Consider the following 17,808-nt stretch of genomic DNA (forward strand, 5'->3'; position numbering starts at 1 on the left):
ATGACCGTCCGAGTGCCCGTCGCCACGCTTGTCGTTGGGCTCTGGTTGACGACTGTGCTCTCCGCCACCAATGCCTCGTCGCAGGCCGATGAGCGGTTTGATCTCTCGCAACTCCCAGCCGGCACCATCGTTCTCGAAGGCGAGTTCACCGGCGGCGGGCTCGTGGCGCCGCCGCTTCGACCGGCCGACACCCACGTCATCCAAGAGTGGCGTGTCGAGGCCAACGAAGCATTGCTGATGTTCGCACCGTCACAAACCGCTTCCGGCTTCGAGGTCTTGGGCGAAGCTGAGGTCAGATTCTGCTATGAGAGCCGGCAGGAGGATCCCACCGCGTTCGCCACGACCACCTGGGTCTTCCATTTCATCTCGTGCTACACCACCACCATCGAATTCGACGGGTCGTGGACCGGCGCGCAGAGCGATCAGATCAGCATCCGCGCCATCGTCACCTATCCCGAACACGAGGTCATCGAGGTCGAGGGATACTTCGAGGACGGATTTGGCGAGACCACGCTGCCCGAGGTGGAGGCCTCGCTCGACGCGCGGTGGGTCTCGCCCGACACAATCAGCGGGCAACTGACCTTCCCAGCCGAAAGTGCGGGAATCTGGGCAGACGACCCCACGACGATGGATGCCCACGTCGTCGCCGTAGTCGAGACGCGATCCGAGGTCGACCGCTCAGCTCTGGGCGTTCTGGGTCTCGAGAACCTTGGAATCGACCTGGACAAGATCGGTGCCATCTGCGACACCTTCGACAACAGCACCTCTCTGTTCCGCACCGCGTGCGGAGTCGCCCAAGAGTACGGTTGGGCCAGGTTCGATGCGCCCCCAGCGGGCGGATTCGACCCGGTCGAGGCAGCAGAGGGCCTGATCGCGCTCGCCGACATCCTCGCTGAAACGGCCGCCGACAGCTCGTTGCGCGAAGGCGAATCCGACACACCGCACCTGGTGCCTTCACTCGCCAACCCTGGCATCAGGCGGACGCTGGCAGCGTTGGCAGACGTTGTCGACGAGGCTGCTGGGGACCCAGACCGGGCGGCCGAAGCACGCCGTGCGGTCAATGCGATGTCCACCTTCATCAACTTCAATCTCACGCTGGCGCAAGACGCCTCGGACAGGGGGTGACACCGATGAGACGACCTCGTTTTTGGACATGGACGTGGGCGATGATCGTCGGCGTCTCCCTCACCGCCGTCGTCGGATGCGGGGGCTCCACCTCCGAACCGACAGCCGAGACCTCTCCAGGCGTCACCGCGGTAGGAGATCGCTCAGCCGAGGGCACAGAACAGACCGGTTCCGCCCCGGAACGGCCGAGTCTCAGAATCGTTGGTCCCGACGGCTGGGCTACCAGTGCCGACGGGCTCGTCATCGCCGAGCTTGCCGACGATCTCGACGGAGCCACACCCACTGGGCTTCGGGTGGTCGATATCACCTCGAGGCCACCCGACCAGTTCCTCGACGACGGTCCGGCGAGTCTTGCGCTTGCGAGCGATCCGCTCCAGGTGACCATTTCGGGTCGCCAGGCCATGGCGATCATCTTGCTCGAGACGTCGTCAGCGGGCAGCACTCGGATGGTCGCCACAGTGCTTGTCGACACCGACGGTGTGGCCGAACAGGTGCTGCTGATTCAGGGCCCCTCAGGAGCAGTCGACAACTTGGGAGAACTGTTGGCGACGGTGTTGGCGCCGTAGTCGTAGTTAGTTCTGGGACAGTTCGTGCAGGTCGGCGCTTATCTCGCCAATCTGCTCGCGCACGTAGTCGATGGTGCGGTTCTCGCCAATGCGAGCCTTCCACTGCCTTCGCTTCATTCCCTGGAACTGCTCTACCAACAGCTCGCACATACGCTCGACGCGCGACGCGTCGAGCGAGATCGCGTCCGCCGATCCCATGTCGATGGCCAGCTGCTTGATGCGGTTGCGGGCCGACGACAACAGGGCGCGCTTGTCGTCGACCACGGCGTGCGGAACACGCCGAGCCAGGGTTCGAAAGAAGACGTCGATGTCTACTGGGTTCAACTTCGAGAGGTTGAGCCCCTCGATGTGCTCTTGTCGCGGATCCATCAGTCGGTCTCCCTGCCGAGGACGTTCAGTACCTTCTCGAGCAGGTCGGCGCCGGGTGTCGACGGCACCGAGGGCTCGAATAGGAGCGACCCGGCCTGGAAGTGGTGGGCTCTGGGTAGGACATAGGACGCCACGCCCTCGACCAGGTCGGCGTCGAGCGCCTCGTCGACTGCTATGGCGCGCGCCAGATCCCAGGCGTGCACGGCCAGATCGACCGTGCGTTGGCGGACATACTCGAACGCGGTCGTGACCCCGCTCTCGAGGTGCACCTCGGTGTCACCCCCAGAGTCGTCGACCGCGTCGAGCGCGTCGAGGCGAGCGCCCTCCCAGACATCGACCGGATCGCCCTCTATGAGATCACCTTCGAGACCACCGATGGTCTTGGGGTGATGACCCGCAAGCAGCAGCGGCACCCACATGCTCTCGGCCACACAGTGGTTCACCAGGTCGTAGACGTCCCACTCTTCGCACGGGGTCGATGCACCCCACCACTCGGGCAAGATCTGGCGAACGCGAAAGTCGAACTCGGCGTTGGCGATGCGGTGCAGCCGCACCCAGCTCGAGTAGTCGAACTCCATGACCGTGACGCTAGCCGAGGCGTGGGTCGAAGCGGCGGGGAGCCGGGCTCAGGTCAGCCCCAGCAGCGAGCGCCAGTTCGAGCGGTGCTCGGATTCGATCTGGGCGGGGGTGCGGCGCAGCACCTCGTCGCTGATCATGGCCGACAGCGCTCGCATGTGTACCCAGTGGTGAGGGTTGGCAACGCCGTCGAAGTGTTGTTTGCGCAGCTCGACCAACTCGGCCGGCGCGTCACCGAGGAACCCCCACAGGTTCAAGGCGATCTTGAGGTCGTGGATCACCGGGCCGCGGGTGAACAACGACGCGCGCTTGAGCCCGATCTGCACGGCGCCGGCCAAGACGTCGTCGGCCGACTCGCCCTCGGTCAGCACCAGCTTGGGGCGCAGCGCCTCGGCGAGCTTCAGCGCGTAGCCCTGGTCTGGTCCCTGGCTGCCGTACATCCCTCCCCGTGGCTGGGGCCCATCCACGGCTGCGCTGCGATCGGCCGACCAGCTGTCGGGGACGACACCAGGACCGCTGTAGCTGCGCACCTTCGCTGTTGGCGATGTCGGTACATATGAGGGGGCTGCCATGGGATCCTCCGTGGATCAATCCTGGTCGTGGCCGCTTCGCAGCAGGCCGTAGTAGAGGCCGTCTCGCAAGGCGAGCCAGCTGGCTTCGATGATGTTCTCGGAAACCCCGATGGTCGTCCAGACCTCTTCACCGTCGCTCTGGTCGATCAGCACACGGGTGACCGCCGCGGTGGCGGCAGCCGAGTCGAGGACACGCACCTTGTAGTCGGTCAGATGGATACGGGTCAGCTCGGGGTAGAACTCGCCTATGGCCTGACGAAGAGCCGAGTCGAGCGAATTGACCGGACCGTTGCCCTCGCCGACAGCAACGCGACGTTGGTCGCCGACGAGCACCTTTACCGTGGCCTCGGTGTCGAAGCTGCGATCGACGCGGCGGTCGGTGACCACCCTGAACGATTCGACATCGAACCAGTCTGGGTTCCAGCCGGAGGCCTCGCGCATCAAGATCTCGAGCGAGGCGTCTGCCGCCTCGTAGTGATAACCCTCGTGCTCGAGACGCTTGAGCCGGTCGACCAGGTCGGACACAGCTGCACCATCGAGTTCGATTCCGAACTCGGCAGCCTTGAGCTCGATCGTGGCCCGGCCGCTGAGGTCGGACACCAAGAACCTGGTGTGGTTGCCCACCGCCGCCGGGTCGACGTGTTCGTAGCTGTCGGCTCGTCTGGAGATGGCGCTGGTGTGCAAGCCCGCCTTGTGAGCAAAGGCCGACTTGCCCACATAGGGCTGCTGGTGCATGGGTGGCATATTCAGCAGTTCTGCGACGTGGTGGCTGATGGAGCTGAGCTTGTCCATGCGACCCGCAGGCAGGGTTTCGATGCCCATCTTCAGGGTGAGGTTGGGTATCAGTTGGGTGTTGTCGCAGTTTCCGGTGCGCTCGCCGTAGCCGTTCATGGTGCCCTGCACCTGGGTGGCCCCGGCTCGTACGGCGGCAACAGCGTTGGCGACGGCACACCCGGTGTCGTTCTGTGTGTGGATGCCTATAGCCACATCGGAGCCGAAGTGGTCGACGATGGCGGCTACGGCCGGCTCGACCTGGTGCGGCAGCGAGCCGCCGTTGGTGTCGCACAGCACCAGAGCGCTGGCACCGTTGACCGCGGCCGCCTCGAGCACCCGCAGAGTGAACTCGGGGTTGCGCATGTAGCCGTCGAAGAAGTGCTCGGCATCGAAGAAGACATTGAGGCCCTCGCCGGCCAGGAACCTGACCGAGTCACCGACCATGGCCACGCCCTCGTCCAGGGTGGTGCGAAGTGCCTCGGTGACGTGGTAGTCCCAAGACTTGCCCACGATGCACACGGTGCCCACACCCGCCTCGACCAACACCCTGAGCGTGGGGTCGTCGTCGACCTTGCCGGCGGGCCGTCGGGTCGAACCGAAAGCCACCAGCTGAGCCGTTTCGAGCTTCAGCTCGGTGCGGGCACGGTCGAAGAAGTCGCGGTCTTTGGGGTTGGCACCGGGGTAGCCACCCTCGATCCAGTGAACCCCCAGGCGGTCGAGCTGGCGGGCGACCCTGAGCTTGTCGTCGGAGCTGACCGATATGCCCTCGAACTGCACACCGTCGCGCAGCGTCGTATCGAATATCTCGACACGACGCGGCCAACGCGCGTCGTATCGCGGCGAACGATCGACCGGCGGGGCTTGCTGGCCGTCGGCGGATGAATCAGCCATCGACCAACTCGTTCCAGCGTTCGTATTGAGGCAGCTCGCCCCGAACCGCCTTGAAGAATGTTTCCTGGATCTGGGTGGTGACCGGGCCGCGATCGCCTATGACGCGGTTGTCGACCGAGCGGATGGGCACGACCTCGGCGGCAGTTCCTGACAAGAACGCCTCATCGGCGGTGTAGAGGTCCGAGCGCAGCAGGTGGGCCTGGCGATACTCGATTCCCAGGTCGGCGGCGATGGTGCGCACGGCGTCTTGTGTGATGCCTTCAAGCGCTCCGGCCGAGGTGGGCGGCGTGATGATGGCGCCATGCTTGACGATGAACAGGTTCTCGCCCGTGCACTCGCTGACGTAGCCCTGAGGCGACAACAAGATGGCTTCGTCGTAGCCGGCCTTGACCGCGGCCACTTTGGCCATCTGTGAGTTGATGTAGTGGCCGACACCCTTCGCGGCTGGAGGCATGGCGTTGGGGTCGTGACGCTGCCACGACGAGATCATCATGTTCACGCCCTTGGAGAGGCTCTCCTCGCCCAGGTAGGCCCCCCAAGGCCACACCGCGATGGCGACGTTCACCGGGCATGGCAGCGGGTTGAGGCCCATCTCGCCATAACCCAGGTACACCAGCGGGCGGATGTAACAAGACGGAAGCCCGTTGACCCGAACGGTTTCCTTCGTGGCGTCCATCAGTTCGTCGAAGGTGAACGGGATGTCGATGGCCAGGATCTTGCAGCTGTCGAACAGGCGCTGAATGTGCTCGGTGAGCCGGAAGATGGCCGTGCCCTTGGGTGTCTCGTACGCACGGATGCCCTCGAACGCGCCGTTGCCGTAGTGCAGCGTGTGCGTGAGCACATGGACCTTGGCGTCGCTCCAGTCGACGAGGTCGCCGTCCATCCAAATCTTGTGAGATGGGGTGATGGGCATCGATTACTCCTGGTGGTGGACCTGGGTGAAGGGCTGATCAGAGTTCACTGCAACGGGGCGAGCACTGCAAGGTCTTGTAGCGCCGCAGGGTGTCATAGGAGCCCGGCCAAACGTGAGGCCACGGTTGCGGTGTCGCCGTTGTCGTCTACCGCATCACATGCCGCGACCAGCCGGGCGCCGGCCTCGGTCTCGCCGAGGAAGTCCAGCATCATGGCTCCGGACAACACCGCAGCAACCGGGTTGGCCAGCCCCTTGCCGGCGATGTCGGGCGCCGAGCCGTGAACCGGTTCGAACAGTGATGGTCCGGTTCGTGCCGGGTTGAGGTTGGCAGATGCGGCGCGTCCGATGCCGCCAGAAACTGCTCCACCGAGATCGGTGAGGATGTCGCCGAACAGGTTGTCGGTCACGATGACGTCATAGCGGGCCGGGTCCTCGACGAAGTAGATGCAGGCCGCGTCGACGTGGTTGTAGGCGGTGGACACCTCTGGGTACTCGTCGGCCACCTCTTCGAACACGCGATGCCACAGATCACCAGCGAAGGTCAGGACGTTGGTCTTGTGCACCAGGGTCAGGTGCTTGCGCGGCCGGCTCTGGGCCAGCGAGAACGCGTAGCGCACGCATCGCTCGACACCCATGCGGGTGTTGACCGATCCCTGGGTGGCGATCTCGTGGGGGGTTCCGTGCCGAAGGAAGCCTCCCTCGCCGGCATAGGTACCCTCGGTGTTCTCCCTGATGACCATGAAGTCGTGGCCTGGTGCCACGAACGGGCGCAGGTTGACGTAGAGGTCGAGCGCAAAGCGAGCCTTCAACAACAAGCCACGCTCGATCACCCCGGGCGGTACACCGGGCGTACCGACGGCACCCAGCAAGATCGCGTCGAAGCCGCGCAGCTCGGCAAGGGTGTCGTCGGGCAGTACGGTGCCGTCCTTCAAATAGCGCTCTCCGCCGAGATCGAAGTCGGTGGTCTCGATGTCGACCCCGAGCTGACGGATCAAGTCGACGGTCACCCCGATCACCTCGGGGCCGATGCCGTCGCCTCCGATTACGGCGATGCGATGGGTCACTTTGTCTCCTGTCGATGGTCGAACCGATCCGCCACCCGATTTGGTGCCGGCCAAGTCTCGCGCGATCCGACCTCCCATCCTGCCACGTCGCACGCTCGCGGATCGCTGCGACAGGAACCACCGTGCCGATCGGTTGGGCCGCTCTTATCATTGGTCGGATGGCCGAACTCCACCGAATCTCCCAGGCTGCCTACGATCGCCTGGTCGCAGAACACAAAGACCTCACAACCAGGGGCCGCATCGAGATCGCCGACAAGATCGAGCAGGCACGGCTGATGGGCGACCTTCGCGAGAATGGCGACTATCACGCGGCCAAAGAAGAGCAGGGCAAGATGGAGGGGCGCATCGCCCAACTGGCTTCCATCATCGAGAACTCCGAGATCATCGAGGCCGCGTCGGCCGGTCTTGTGTCGCCCGGTGCCATCGTCGAGCTGCGCTACGAGGGCGACTCGTTCACCGAAAAGATGCTCTTCGGCAGCATCGAAGAAAAGCGCGAAGGCCTCGATGTGGTGTCTCCCGGATCACCCCTGGGCAAGGCTCTCGAGGGTTCGTCGGCGGGCGACAAGGTCAGCTTCGAGGCCCCCAGCGGGGCGATGATCCAGGTCGAGGTCGTCTCCGTCGAGCACTGACGGCCGAACGGGTCTGGTCGCAAGTTCGAACATCAGGGAACCGATCGCCTCGCCCATACGTCCAAAGACGTAGGCGCGGGATCAAAGCTCGAGACCCCATGGAGACCAACCCGATGACAGCAGCCCAGCTAGCCGAAGGCGCGGGCGCGCACGAACCGAGGCACCGCGTCGCCGCCCTTCCGCCCGGAAGATCTCTGACCATCGCCGAGCGCGGCACTGCGTTTGTCCGCGACTTCGGTGTCGACGCCCCGGGCACGACCCCGGTGATACTGCTGCACGGCTGGGCGGCCACGTCGGATCTCAACTGGTTCACCAGCTACGACACTCTCGGCGCCGCCAGGCGGGTGGTGGCCATGGATCACCGGGGGCACGGCAGGGGCATCACCTCGAACCAGCGATTTCGCCTGGCCGACTGCGCCGACGACACCGCCGCCTTGTTGAGAACGCTCGGCATCGATCGCGCCATTGTCGTGGGCTATTCGATGGGTGGCGCCGTGGCCCAACTGTTGTGGCGCCGCCACCCGTCGCTGGTTGCCGGCCTGGTGTTGTGCTCGACGGCTCCGACCTTCAAGGACTCGACGCGCGAGCGCATGATGTTCGCCGCCATGAGTCCCACCGCAGCGCTGGCCCGGGCGATGCCTGGGCCCGTCAGGCGCAACGCGGCTCTGCGCATCATGACCGGCCGCCCCGATCGCGACATCAGGCAGTGGGCTCTGGCCGAGGTCGCCAACCATCGATGGGTGCGCGTACTCGAGGCCGGCCAGGAGATCGGCACCTTCGACAGCCGCGGGTGGATCGGGTCCCTGGATGTGCCAACAGCCGTCGTGATGACCCTCGATGACGATGTGGTCTCGCCACGACGCCAGCAAATGATCGCCAAGGCGGTGCCGCATGCCTCGCTGCACCTGGTTCCGGGAGGCCACGCCGTGGTCATCGACGACCCTGGACGCTTCGTTCCGGCGCTGGACCGCGCCGTGACCAGCGTCGAGGCCTCAATCGGCAAGCTTCGCTGACACCTCCAGAGCGGCTTGCAGAACCATCTCTCCGTAGCGCAAACCAGGCGAGACGCCCAGACGCTCGACCGGCCCCGACACTCCCAACGCAGCGATGATGGAGCCATCGGGCAGGTGAACCGGAGCCGACACCGCGGCCACGCCGGGTGCGCGTTCGGCAACACTCTGGACCCACCCGCCGGCACCAACGTCACCGCGAAGTGCTGCCGCAGCCGAACCGCGGTCCATAGGGAGCCTCGCCCCCACGGCCACCACCGTTCGCAGTTCGTCCGGCGAGTCGAGCGCCAGCACACATACGCGCTGGCCACCCTCTACGACGTAGAGCTGGGTGCTCTCGCCGGAGCGGTCACGCAACGCTTCCAGGCTGCCTCGGGCCGCACGCGCCAGAGGCAGGCGCTCGGCTGCCGTTCGCCCCAGCGGTATCAGGGCCCACCCGAGCTCGTATCGGCCGTCGCCGTCGCGGCGCAACAACCGGTGGTCTACCAACGCGGTGGCCAGGCGGTGGGTGGTGGCGCGGCTGAAGCCGGTCTTCGCGGCGAGTTCTGACAGCGTCGAGGCCCTCGCGTCGACCACCGACAGCAGGGCCAGAGCCTTGTCCAGAACACCGACGCCGCTTATGATCTCGTCCACAAGGCGAGATTACTGTCTCACTATTTGGGATTCCACAACATGGGCAAGACACTCAGCGAGAAGATCTGGGACCAACACGTGGTCCACAGCGACGGCGAGCAGGACCTTCTCTATATCGACCTACACCTGATACACGAGGTCACCTCACCGCAGGCGTTCGACGGGCTGCGGATGGCCGGCCGCAAGGTGCGGCGGCCAGACCTCACAGTCGCCACCGAAGACCACAACGTGCCCACCGCAGACATCGACCAGCCGATCGCGGACCCGATCAGCGCCAAGCAGGTCGACACCCTCAGGGCCAACACGGCCGAGTTCGGCATCACCAACTTCCCGATGGGCGACCCGGGCCAGGGCATCGTGCACGTGATCGGCCCAGAACAGGGCCGCACCCAACCCGGCATGACCATCGTGTGCGGCGACAGCCACACCGCCACACACGGCGCCTTCGGTTCCATCGCCTTTGGCATCGGCACCAGCGAGGTCGAGCACGTCCTGGCCACCCAGACCCTGCCGCAGCGGCGCCCCAAGACGATGGCCATAACGGTCAACGGCGAGTTGCCTCCCGAATCGACAGCCAAGGACGTCGTATTGGCCATCATCGGCCGCATCGGCACCGGTGGCGGCATCGGGTCGATCCTCGAGTATCGGGGCCCTGTCATCGAAGCCCTGTCGATGGAGGGGCGGATGACGGTTTGCAACATGTCGATCGAGGCCGGCGCCAAGGCCGGCCTGATCGCCCCCGACGAAACCACCTTCGAATACCTCAAGGGGCGCGCTCACGCTCCTTCTGGCGAATCTTGGGACGCGGCCGTGGCGGCATGGCAGCAGTTGCGCACCGATGATGACGCTGTATTCGACGCCGAGGTCGTACTCGACGGGTCACAGATCACGCCACACATTTCGTGGGGCACAAACCCGTCACAGGTGGTGCCGCTGCAGGGCAACATCCCCAACCCTGACGACTTCGCCGATGCAGCCGCACGCAACGCGGCGGCGCGCGCTCTCGACTACATGGGGCTTCAGGCCGGCCAGCGGGTCAGGGACATCGCGGTCGACACCGTCTTCATCGGCTCGTGCACGAACTCGCGCATCGAAGACCTGCGGGCCGCAGCGGCGGTAGCTGAAGGCAGGCAGGTCGCCCAAGGCATCCGAACCCTGGTGGTGCCGGGGTCGCACGCGGTGAAGGCCCAGGCCGAGGCCGAGGGCTTGCACGAGGTGTTCAGAGCCGCCGGCTTCGACTGGCGCGAACCGGGTTGCAGCATGTGCCTGGCAATGAACCCGGACAAGCTCGCCCCCGGCGAGAGGTGTGCAAGCACGTCCAACCGCAACTTCGAGGGACGCCAAGGCCGCGGCGGCCGCACCCACCTGGTGTCGCCCGCTGTGGCAGCTGCGACCGCTATCGCAGGCCGTTTCGCCCTTCCCTCCGACCTCGACTGAACGCACAGGAGCCGACCATGAAGGCAGTCAGAATCGTCACCGGAACGGCAGTGCCGCTCGATCGCTCCGATGTCGACACCGATCAGATAATTCCCAGCGACTGGCTCAAGCGAGTCGAGCGCACCGGCTTCGAACAGGGCTTGTTCTCCGAGTGGCGAGATGATCGCGACTTCATCTTGAACGACGAACGCTTCGCGGGGGCGAAGATCCTCATCGCCGGCATCAACTTCGGCACCGGCTCGTCACGCGAACACGCGGTTTGGGCCATTCAGCAGTACGGGTTCGATGCTGTCGTCTCCCCGCGATTCGCCGACATCTTCCGCAACAACTGCACCAAGAACGGCCTGGTGCCGGTGACGGTGGATGCCGAGTTGGGCGAGCGGCTGTTGGCCGAGGTCGCCGCCAACCCCGATCTCGAGATCACTGTTGATGTCGAACGGTTGAAGATCGAGGTGCCCGAACTCGGAATCGAAGCCGACTTCCCGCTCGACTCGCAGACCCAGGAGCGCTTCTTGCAAGGCCTCGACGACATCGGCCTGACACTGCGACATGGCGACGCCATCGATTCGTTCGAGACGACCAGGCCCGCCTGGCTTCCCACCGCCTGAGCCACCGCACCGCTCAGGCGAGCGCTTGAAGTCATACCACATCGCTCAGATGTGAAGTCATAAGGTGACCGTTTGCTCGGTCGACGTGCCATTCGGCAGCCCCGCCCCGAAGGCACAGAGACACCATGAGCAATGACGCAGTCGAATTGAGCTTCTTCAGCAGCGCAGTCTTGCGTCGCTGGTACCTGCCGGTCGGCCTGGCCCTGTTGGGGCTGGTCGCCGGGTTCGTATTGCGCCCGGCCCCCAGCGAGCTCAACGAGGCTCGAACCAAGGTGCTGATCAGGCCGGTGACCGACTCGGTCCTCGACTCGAGCTTGCGCGTCGATCAGCTGATCAACGAAGACACCGAGACCGAAATCGCGGGCTCCGACCTGGTAGCCAGGTCGGCACTGGAGAGGCTTGGGGACGATGTACCCGCCGACCTCGACATCGACGAGATCGACGACAACCTCACGGTCACCGTGAGAACCGATTCGCAGATCGTGGTCGTCAAGTACGGCGACGAAGACCCCGATGTTGCGGCTGCTGTGGCCGACGCAATCGCCGCGGCGTATCTCGACGCGCGATCGAACGCCGCTGTCGCCGAACGAGATCGCCAGGCCACGTTGCTGGCCCAAGCCATCGCCGAGAACACGCGAGACCTGACCCAGGCGAACCTGACCATCGAAACGGCCGAGCGTGAGGCTGCCGACCGTTCCGAGCTCGAGAGTCGCATCGCCCGCCTCGAGGAGCAGGTCGCCCTCAGCCAGCTGAGCGGAGACGAGAACGATCCGACGGGCGACCCGATAACGCCCCTGCGCAATCAGCTATCAGCACTTCCAGACACCGTCTCGCCCGCCGAGTTGGCATCCGCGCGGACCAGCCGCGATCTCACAATCGGCCAGATCGCCGATCTTCGCGACTCGCTCGTGTCGCTGTCGACCCTGGAGATCGACGGTGGCGTGATACTCGAACAGGCCAGACCGGGCGAGCCAGTAACGTCCACGACCGGCCCCCTGATCATGGCGATCCTAGGATTCGCCGGCCTGTTGCTGGGGTTCGTGCTGGCAGTCGGGTTCGAACGTTCGGCCGCAATTCGCAGGGCCGGGGCCTCAGCCGACGGCTCGGGCGGCGCGACCTCCCCCCCACCTGGTCAAGCTCCCGATGCCCCCGGGTCCGGAACCATCTACCTGGGCCAAACGGCCCCGCAGTTCACGTTCGAGTCGCCCGCCCCTGCTGGCGGACAACCCGAGGTTGCACACAGCGAACACGCGACCCACGCCGGGGTCCCCGCAGCGGCGGGCACCGCGGTGATGACCGCTCCTGCCCCAGCCGCAGCCGACTCGCACACCGAGCCGTCACCCGAGTTCGTGGCAGTGGCACCCCAGCCGATCGTAGAGCCCGAGCCGCCGGTGCAGCCCGAGTACGAGTACGAACCAGAGCCCGAGTACGAGTACGAACCAGCACCAGAGCCCGAGTACGAACCAGAACCAGAGCCCGAGTACGAACCCGAACGCGAGCCCGAGCCCGAGCCCGAGCCCGAAGCGATCGAGGTCACGTCGCAGGCGCCGGCGGTCGATGGATTGGTCTTCGAAGATGCCGGTTCTGCTGCTCCCGCCCATCCGACGGGGCTGCCGGTTCTGGCCGACATCCCCAAGATCTCGCGCTCGGCACTGGACCCAATCGTCGCCACCGACCCCAGCAGCGAGCCTGCCACGGCACTGCGACGACTGGCCGGAATAGTCATCGCAGATACCGCCGGCCTGGTGACTCCTTCGGTGATGATCACCTCGGCTCGGCCCGAGGAAGGACGCAGCACAGTCGCCTCCAACATCGCGACGGCTCTGCGCCTCGACGGACACGACGTGATTCTGGTGACAGATTCCTACGAGAGCGTCATCGCACCGGGAGTGCACGTCTTGCCTCCAGGAATGCGGGTTGGGCCCGACGACAGGTTCCCCGACGAGGAGCGCTTCACCGCACTGCTGGAAGAGGCCCGCCAACTCGTCGACGTGGTGATCATCGACGGACCGCCCATGCTGACCGACGCCGAAGCGGTTCGTGTCGCGGCCCTGTGCGACCGCGCTCTTCTGGTCGGGCTGAGTGGTCGCACGACGACCAACGACGTCACAGACGCAGCGCGCCTGATCCAAGAGGCCGGCACCAAGGTCATCGGGCTTGCGACCACCGTGAGGCCCTCATGGATCGCTCGACGCTTCGGCGACCGCAGCGTCGGCTGACGAACCAACACGCCTGCGACCGCGCGTATCGCTGACACCTCAGCGATGGCTACGCTCGATGCACAGATGGGGCGGGCGAGCAGTCATCTGTCGCTGCCACGACCTCACATCGGAGCCCAAGTGAGCCGATGGGAGGCAATCGCCTAACCCGACGAGGTCGTTCGTGACATGAAACTGCTGTTGGTTTCCTCAAATGGAGGTCATCTTCACCAGCTGCTGGCTCTCCGGTCGTGGTGGGAAGAGCACGACCGCGTTTGGGTAACGGCCGAAAAACCCGACGCCGAGTCGCTGCTCGAGGGTGAACGTGTGGTGTGGTCCAACCACCCGACCACACGAAACATACCGAACATGGCCAAGAACTTCATTCTGGCCCATCGTGTGATCTCGACCTTCAAGCCAGATGTAGTTGTCTCCACCGGGGCCGGAGTAGCTCCACCCTTCTTTCTCGCGGCGAAGCTGCGCAAGGTCAACACCGTGTACCTAGAGGTCTACGACAGGCTCGATTCGCGGACCATGGCCGGGCGCATGTGTTATCCGCTCAGCGACCGGTTCCTGCTGCAGTGGGAAGAGCAGCGAGGGCTATACCCACGAGGCATCGTCGTAGGGAGGGTTCTGTGATGACACCGCGTCCGGCCCAAACCCAGGTGCAGGTCAAGCACACCGCTGCTTCGAGCAAGCCCAAGGTCATCACCCGGCACGTACTGATGTCGCTGGGAACCGACGTGCACCCGTTCGACCGGGCGGTCGAATGGTTCGATTCGTGGCTTGCCATCGAACGGCCCCAGCAGATCCAGGCGTTCGTCCAGCGCGGATACTCGAAGCCCGGATGTGCTCCTTCGGTCGAATACTTTGCGTTCCACGACCTCGTGCGCGAACTGCAGGCCGCCGACGTCGTCATCACCCACGGCGGACCGGGCTCGATAGTCGAGTGCCGCCGCGCCGGGAAGCTGCCCATCGTGGTTCCGCGCGACCCAGCACTGGGCGAACACGTCGACAATCACCAACAGCTGTTCTGCGAGCGCATGGCCGCCGCCGGCCAGATCCTCATCGCCCGCACCGAGGAAGACTTCCGCGCCCTTCTCGACGACATGATCGCCAACCCTCAGACACTGCCCCCTCAAGACCAGCGCCACGTCGACATGACGGTGAGGCGGGTTGGTCAGATCGTCGAACGCCTGGTCGCCGGGCGAAGGCGGTGACCTCGATGCAGCCCGCTACCAGCGCGGCCCAAACGACCCCGTCTGCCGGCGAAGACGCGAACGATGTAAAGGTCCTGTTCCTAGCCGGTCTTGGTCGATCGGGGTCGACGATCGTCGCCAACGTGCTCGGTCAACACTCCAACGCCGTCTCCATAGGCGAGTTGGTCCACCTTTGGCACAGGGGTCTTGCCGACAACGAGTTGTGTGGTTGCGCCAAACCACTCCGCGACTGCGAGTTCTGGACGCGTGTCGGCGAGGTGGCCTTCGGAGGCTGGGATCACCTGGACCTCGACGAGGTCATCGACCTCCAGAGGCGAGTCGACCGCAACCGCTTTGTGCCCTTGATGGTGGTTCCGCAGCTGCATCCGTCTCGGGCCCGTGCTCAGGCCCGCTACACCTCGATCCTGCTCGACATCTATCGCGCCATCCGCGAGGTGAGCGGCGCAGAGGTGATAGTCGACTCGACCAAACACGTTTCCTACGCCTACCTGCTGTCGCAGATAGAAGGCATCGACGTGAGGGTTGCCCACCTGGTGAGAGAGAGCCAGGGTGTTGCGTACAGCTGGGCGAAGACGGTCGCCAGGCCCGAGGTCACAGCCGGCCACGACGAGATGCCGCGCTACTCACCGGCTCGCACCAGCTCCAAGTGGCTCAGCTACAACCTGATGCTGCACGGCTTGCGCACAGTGCGCACCCCACGCCAGTTGGTGCGGTATGAAGACGTCATGAGCGACCCGCGCGGCCAGGTCGCTTCGCTGATGGAGTTCGCGGGGCTCACGCCTCTCGAACTCGACCACATCGGCGACGGCTGGGTGGAGCTGGGCCCCACTCACACCGTGGCCGGCAACCCCAGTCGGTTCAAGCACGGGCGCGTCGATCTGCGCCTGGACCGCGCCTGGGTCGATGAGATGGAACCACGTGACAAGCGGATTGTCGGAGCCCTCACCTGGCCCCTCAGCACTGCCTATGGCTACCGCAGACAGGAGCAGAGATGACGAACGAAAGCCGTGACGGTCAGGTCGATGTGACCGTGATCGTGCCCACGCGCGATCGGCCGGAGTTGCTCCGCAAGACCCTCGCCGCCATAGCCGCACAGAGCTACGAGGGAGTCGTCGAAGCCATCGTTGTGTTCGACCGGACCGAGGTCGACGGCTCGCTCGACAGCAACGACGCGCGCCGTCCTGTGCGCACGGTGTCCAACCAACGCAAGCCCGGCCTCGCCGGTGGACGCAACACCGGGCTCGAACTGGCCTCAGGCACCTACATCGCCTTTTGCGACGACGACGACACATGGTCCTGCGACAAGCTCGCCCTTCAGCTTGCCGTGCTCGAGAGTTCGGACATGCGCATGGCCGTCGGCGCCATCGACGTGCACTTCGAGGACACGACCACACGGCGGGTTCCTGACATGGGCCGCATCACTTTCGATGACCTTCTCAGGTCGCGCATCGTCGAGGCGCACCCGTCGTCTTTTGTGTTCGAGCGTTCGCTCGTCGATGAGGTCGGCATGGTCGACGAGGCCCTGCCGGGGAGCTACGCCGAGGACTACGAATACCTTTTGAGGATCGCCAGGGTCACCGACATAGCGGTGGTGCCAGACGCCATCGTCAACGTGCTTTGGCACACCGCGAGCTTTTTCGTCGAGAACTGGCAGACGCGAATAGACGCACTCACATATCTGCTGGGGTGCTACCCCGAGTTCGATCGTGATGGCGTCGGTAAGGCCCGCATCGAAGGCCAGATCGCGTTCGCCCACGCAGCCATCGGCAACCGCTCGGAGGCCCGCCGATGGTCCAGGCGGACCTTGCGCTCGTCGTGGCGAGAGCGCCGCGCCTACCTTGCCCTTCTGGTCAGCACCGGCCTGGTATCCGCCGACACGGTCGTGGCCAAGATTCAGCGCTTCGGCCGGGGCATCTGACGATGGCGGGCCGCCCGACCCGCTCGAGATCGTGGCCGCTGACGGCGGTCATCGTGGGCATGCCGTTGTGGTGGGCGCTTGGTCTCGGCGGCCTCATCTGGCAGATCGCGGCGATCCCCATGGCCGCGATCCTGCTGCGAAAGACACCGGTTCGGGCCCCCAAGGGCTTCGGCACCTACATGCTGTTCATTGCGTGGGTGTTCGTCTCGATGACCCAAGCAGACGGCCTTCGCTTCATCAGCGTCGGCTACCGGCTGGTGTTGTACATCGCCACTGCCGTCGTGTTCTTGTACGTGTTCAATCTCTCGCACAAGGAACTCCCCCGCGAGCGGATATTGAAGCTGGCTGTCATCTACACGGGCTTCGCTGTCTTGGGCGGTTATCTGGCGGTGACCTTCGGGGACTTCGAGTTCACCTCGGTAACCGAGAGCCTCCTGCCCGCCGCAATAAGACAGAACGACTATGCGGTGAGCCTCGTCCACCCGACGCTCGCCCAGAACCAGAGTTTCCTGGGGTTCCCCCTGTATCGCCCAACAGCACCCTTCACCTTCACCAACGAATGGGGCTCGGCGCTGGCCCTATTGGCTCCGCTGATGATGGCTGCCTTCGCCGGCCTCGACCGCAAGTGGCGCACCTGGATAGTGCTGATCGGGTTCTTGGCGCTTGTGCCCATCGTCGTATCGGTCAACCGGGGCCTTTGGATCGGCCTGCTCGTAGGCGTCACCTACGGCGTGTTCGTACTGGCCTCCAAGGGCGACATGCGGTACCTGGTTGGAATGCTGGTGGCCGGTGCGGTCATCGGTCTGGCACTGGTCGCCTCGCCGCTTGGCACCCTGATCTCGGAACGTATTGCCAACGGCCACTCTGACGACGGCAGGCTGACGCTTTACAGCCAGGTCATCGACCAGGTGCAGGATTCGCCGCTGGTCGGCTACGGGGCACCCAGGGTCAACGAGGAGCGGCCCGGCCTGCCGGCGGTGGGAACACACGGCCAATTCTGGACTGTCCTCTACAGTCACGGCATCCCGGGCGCCGTCATCTATGTGATGTTCTCGATAGGCCTGGCGTGGCGAACCCTCAAGAATCAAGACCGCGTAGGGGTTTGGATACACGTCACCACGGCTTTGGTGCCCATGTTGATGTGGTACTACGAGCTGATCAACCAGCCGATCTTCCTCGTCTTCATCGCCGGAGCCATAGCTCTGAGAGGTGTGCCGGACGAAGACGGGCAAGCCCCACCCGCCAGATCCTCAACTGCGACGCAGGTTGTTCCGACTGGAACCCAGCAGCTCGCAAGGACCTGAA

At 64.9% G+C, this 17,808-nt stretch carries 19 protein-coding genes; 12 read left to right on the forward strand and 7 right to left on the reverse strand.

Annotated elements, in window-relative coordinates; all coding sequences use genetic code 11:
• Positions 1–1,125 carry a hypothetical protein gene (locus R2770_15580; protein ID MEZ5281879.1) on the forward strand — a complete coding sequence of 375 codons (1,125 nt, stop codon included), beginning with the start codon at positions 1–3 and terminating at the stop codon, positions 1,123–1,125.
• A gap of 5 nt (positions 1,126–1,130) precedes the next feature.
• Positions 1,131–1,691 (forward strand): hypothetical protein, encoded by a 561-nt coding sequence (locus R2770_15585; protein ID MEZ5281880.1) that lies wholly within the window; start codon positions 1,131–1,133, stop codon positions 1,689–1,691.
• A 6-nt stretch (positions 1,692–1,697) separates the two neighbouring features.
• On the opposite strand, the gene R2770_15590 is transcribed toward R2770_15585, so the two are convergent.
• The 6 genes from R2770_15590 to R2770_15615 all read right to left on the reverse strand — a co-directional run bounded on the left by R2770_15590 (position 1,698) and on the right by R2770_15615 (position 6,850).
• Positions 1,698–2,060: a hypothetical protein gene (locus tag R2770_15590; protein ID MEZ5281881.1), complete on the reverse strand. Its 363-nt coding sequence runs from the start codon at positions 2,058–2,060 to the stop codon at positions 1,698–1,700.
• Entirely contained in the window at positions 2,060–2,638 is a 579-nt protein-coding gene (locus R2770_15595) for a TIGR03086 family metal-binding protein (protein ID MEZ5281882.1), read from the reverse strand. Before R2770_15595 ends, R2770_15590 begins: the two co-directional genes overlap by 1 nt.
• Positions 2,639–2,686: 48 nt before the next feature.
• The gene (locus tag R2770_15600) at positions 2,687–3,208 is read right to left on the reverse strand and encodes a hypothetical protein (GenBank protein ID MEZ5281883.1); all 522 of its coding nucleotides are present in this window, start codon (positions 3,206–3,208) and stop codon (positions 2,687–2,689) included.
• Between the two features lie 15 nt (positions 3,209–3,223).
• Entirely contained in the window at positions 3,224–4,873 is a 1,650-nt protein-coding gene (gene cimA / locus R2770_15605; GenBank protein MEZ5281884.1) for a citramalate synthase, read from the reverse strand.
• Complete coding sequence (locus tag R2770_15610) at positions 4,866–5,786, reverse strand: branched-chain amino acid transaminase (GenBank protein ID MEZ5281885.1); 921 nt, start codon at positions 5,784–5,786, stop codon at positions 4,866–4,868. Before R2770_15610 ends, cimA begins: the two co-directional genes overlap by 8 nt.
• A 92-nt stretch (positions 5,787–5,878) precedes the next feature.
• Complete coding sequence (locus R2770_15615) at positions 5,879–6,850, reverse strand: 3-isopropylmalate dehydrogenase (GenBank protein MEZ5281886.1); 972 nt, start codon at positions 6,848–6,850, stop codon at positions 5,879–5,881.
• Positions 6,851–7,008: 158 nt separating this feature from the next.
• Between R2770_15615 and greA the strand changes: the two genes are divergently transcribed.
• Positions 7,009–7,479, forward strand: coding sequence for a transcription elongation factor GreA (gene greA / locus R2770_15620; protein MEZ5281887.1), 471 nt, complete (start codon positions 7,009–7,011; stop codon positions 7,477–7,479).
• A 113-nt stretch (positions 7,480–7,592) separates the two neighbouring features.
• Positions 7,593–8,492: an alpha/beta hydrolase gene (locus R2770_15625; protein MEZ5281888.1), complete on the forward strand. Its 900-nt coding sequence runs from the start codon at positions 7,593–7,595 to the stop codon at positions 8,490–8,492.
• Here R2770_15625 and R2770_15630 read toward each other — a convergent pair.
• Positions 8,472–9,122 carry an IclR family transcriptional regulator gene (locus tag R2770_15630; GenBank protein MEZ5281889.1) on the reverse strand — a complete coding sequence of 217 codons (651 nt, stop codon included), beginning with the start codon at positions 9,120–9,122 and terminating at the stop codon, positions 8,472–8,474. The genes R2770_15625 and R2770_15630 overlap by 21 nt on opposite strands.
• A 24-nt stretch (positions 9,123–9,146) precedes the next feature.
• Between R2770_15630 and leuC the strand changes: the two genes are divergently transcribed.
• The 8 genes from leuC (at position 9,147) to R2770_15670 (ending at position 17,807) form a co-directional block, all read left to right on the forward strand.
• Entirely contained in the window at positions 9,147–10,559 is a 1,413-nt protein-coding gene (gene leuC, locus R2770_15635; protein MEZ5281890.1) for a 3-isopropylmalate dehydratase large subunit, read from the forward strand.
• Positions 10,560–10,576: 17 nt separating this feature from the next.
• Positions 10,577–11,167 (forward strand): 3-isopropylmalate dehydratase small subunit, encoded by a 591-nt coding sequence (leuD, locus tag R2770_15640; GenBank protein MEZ5281891.1) that lies wholly within the window; start codon positions 10,577–10,579, stop codon positions 11,165–11,167.
• Between the two features lie 125 nt (positions 11,168–11,292).
• Positions 11,293–13,386 carry a hypothetical protein gene (locus R2770_15645; GenBank protein ID MEZ5281892.1) on the forward strand — a complete coding sequence of 698 codons (2,094 nt, stop codon included), beginning with the start codon at positions 11,293–11,295 and terminating at the stop codon, positions 13,384–13,386.
• Between the two features lie 168 nt (positions 13,387–13,554).
• On the forward strand, positions 13,555–14,004 hold the full coding sequence (gene pssD, locus R2770_15650; GenBank protein MEZ5281893.1) for a PssD/Cps14F family polysaccharide biosynthesis glycosyltransferase: 450 nt from the start codon (positions 13,555–13,557) through the stop codon (positions 14,002–14,004).
• Positions 14,004–14,585 (forward strand): glycosyltransferase, encoded by a 582-nt coding sequence (locus R2770_15655; GenBank protein MEZ5281894.1) that lies wholly within the window; start codon positions 14,004–14,006, stop codon positions 14,583–14,585. Before pssD ends, R2770_15655 begins: the two co-directional genes overlap by 1 nt.
• 5 nt (positions 14,586–14,590) lie before the next feature.
• The gene (locus R2770_15660; GenBank protein ID MEZ5281895.1) at positions 14,591–15,580 is read left to right on the forward strand and encodes a sulfotransferase; all 990 of its coding nucleotides are present in this window, start codon (positions 14,591–14,593) and stop codon (positions 15,578–15,580) included.
• On the forward strand, positions 15,577–16,503 hold the full coding sequence (locus R2770_15665; protein ID MEZ5281896.1) for a glycosyltransferase family A protein: 927 nt from the start codon (positions 15,577–15,579) through the stop codon (positions 16,501–16,503). The genes R2770_15660 and R2770_15665 overlap by 4 nt, the downstream gene beginning before the upstream one ends.
• A 2-nt stretch (positions 16,504–16,505) precedes the next feature.
• Positions 16,506–17,807: an O-antigen ligase family protein gene (locus R2770_15670; protein MEZ5281897.1), complete on the forward strand. Its 1,302-nt coding sequence runs from the start codon at positions 16,506–16,508 to the stop codon at positions 17,805–17,807.
• Position 17,808: the final 1 nt, after the last annotated feature.

It is taken from the genome of Acidimicrobiales bacterium (genome assembly GCA_041394185.1).
Taxonomy (GTDB): domain Bacteria; phylum Actinomycetota; class Acidimicrobiia; order Acidimicrobiales; family Poriferisodalaceae; genus JAAETH01.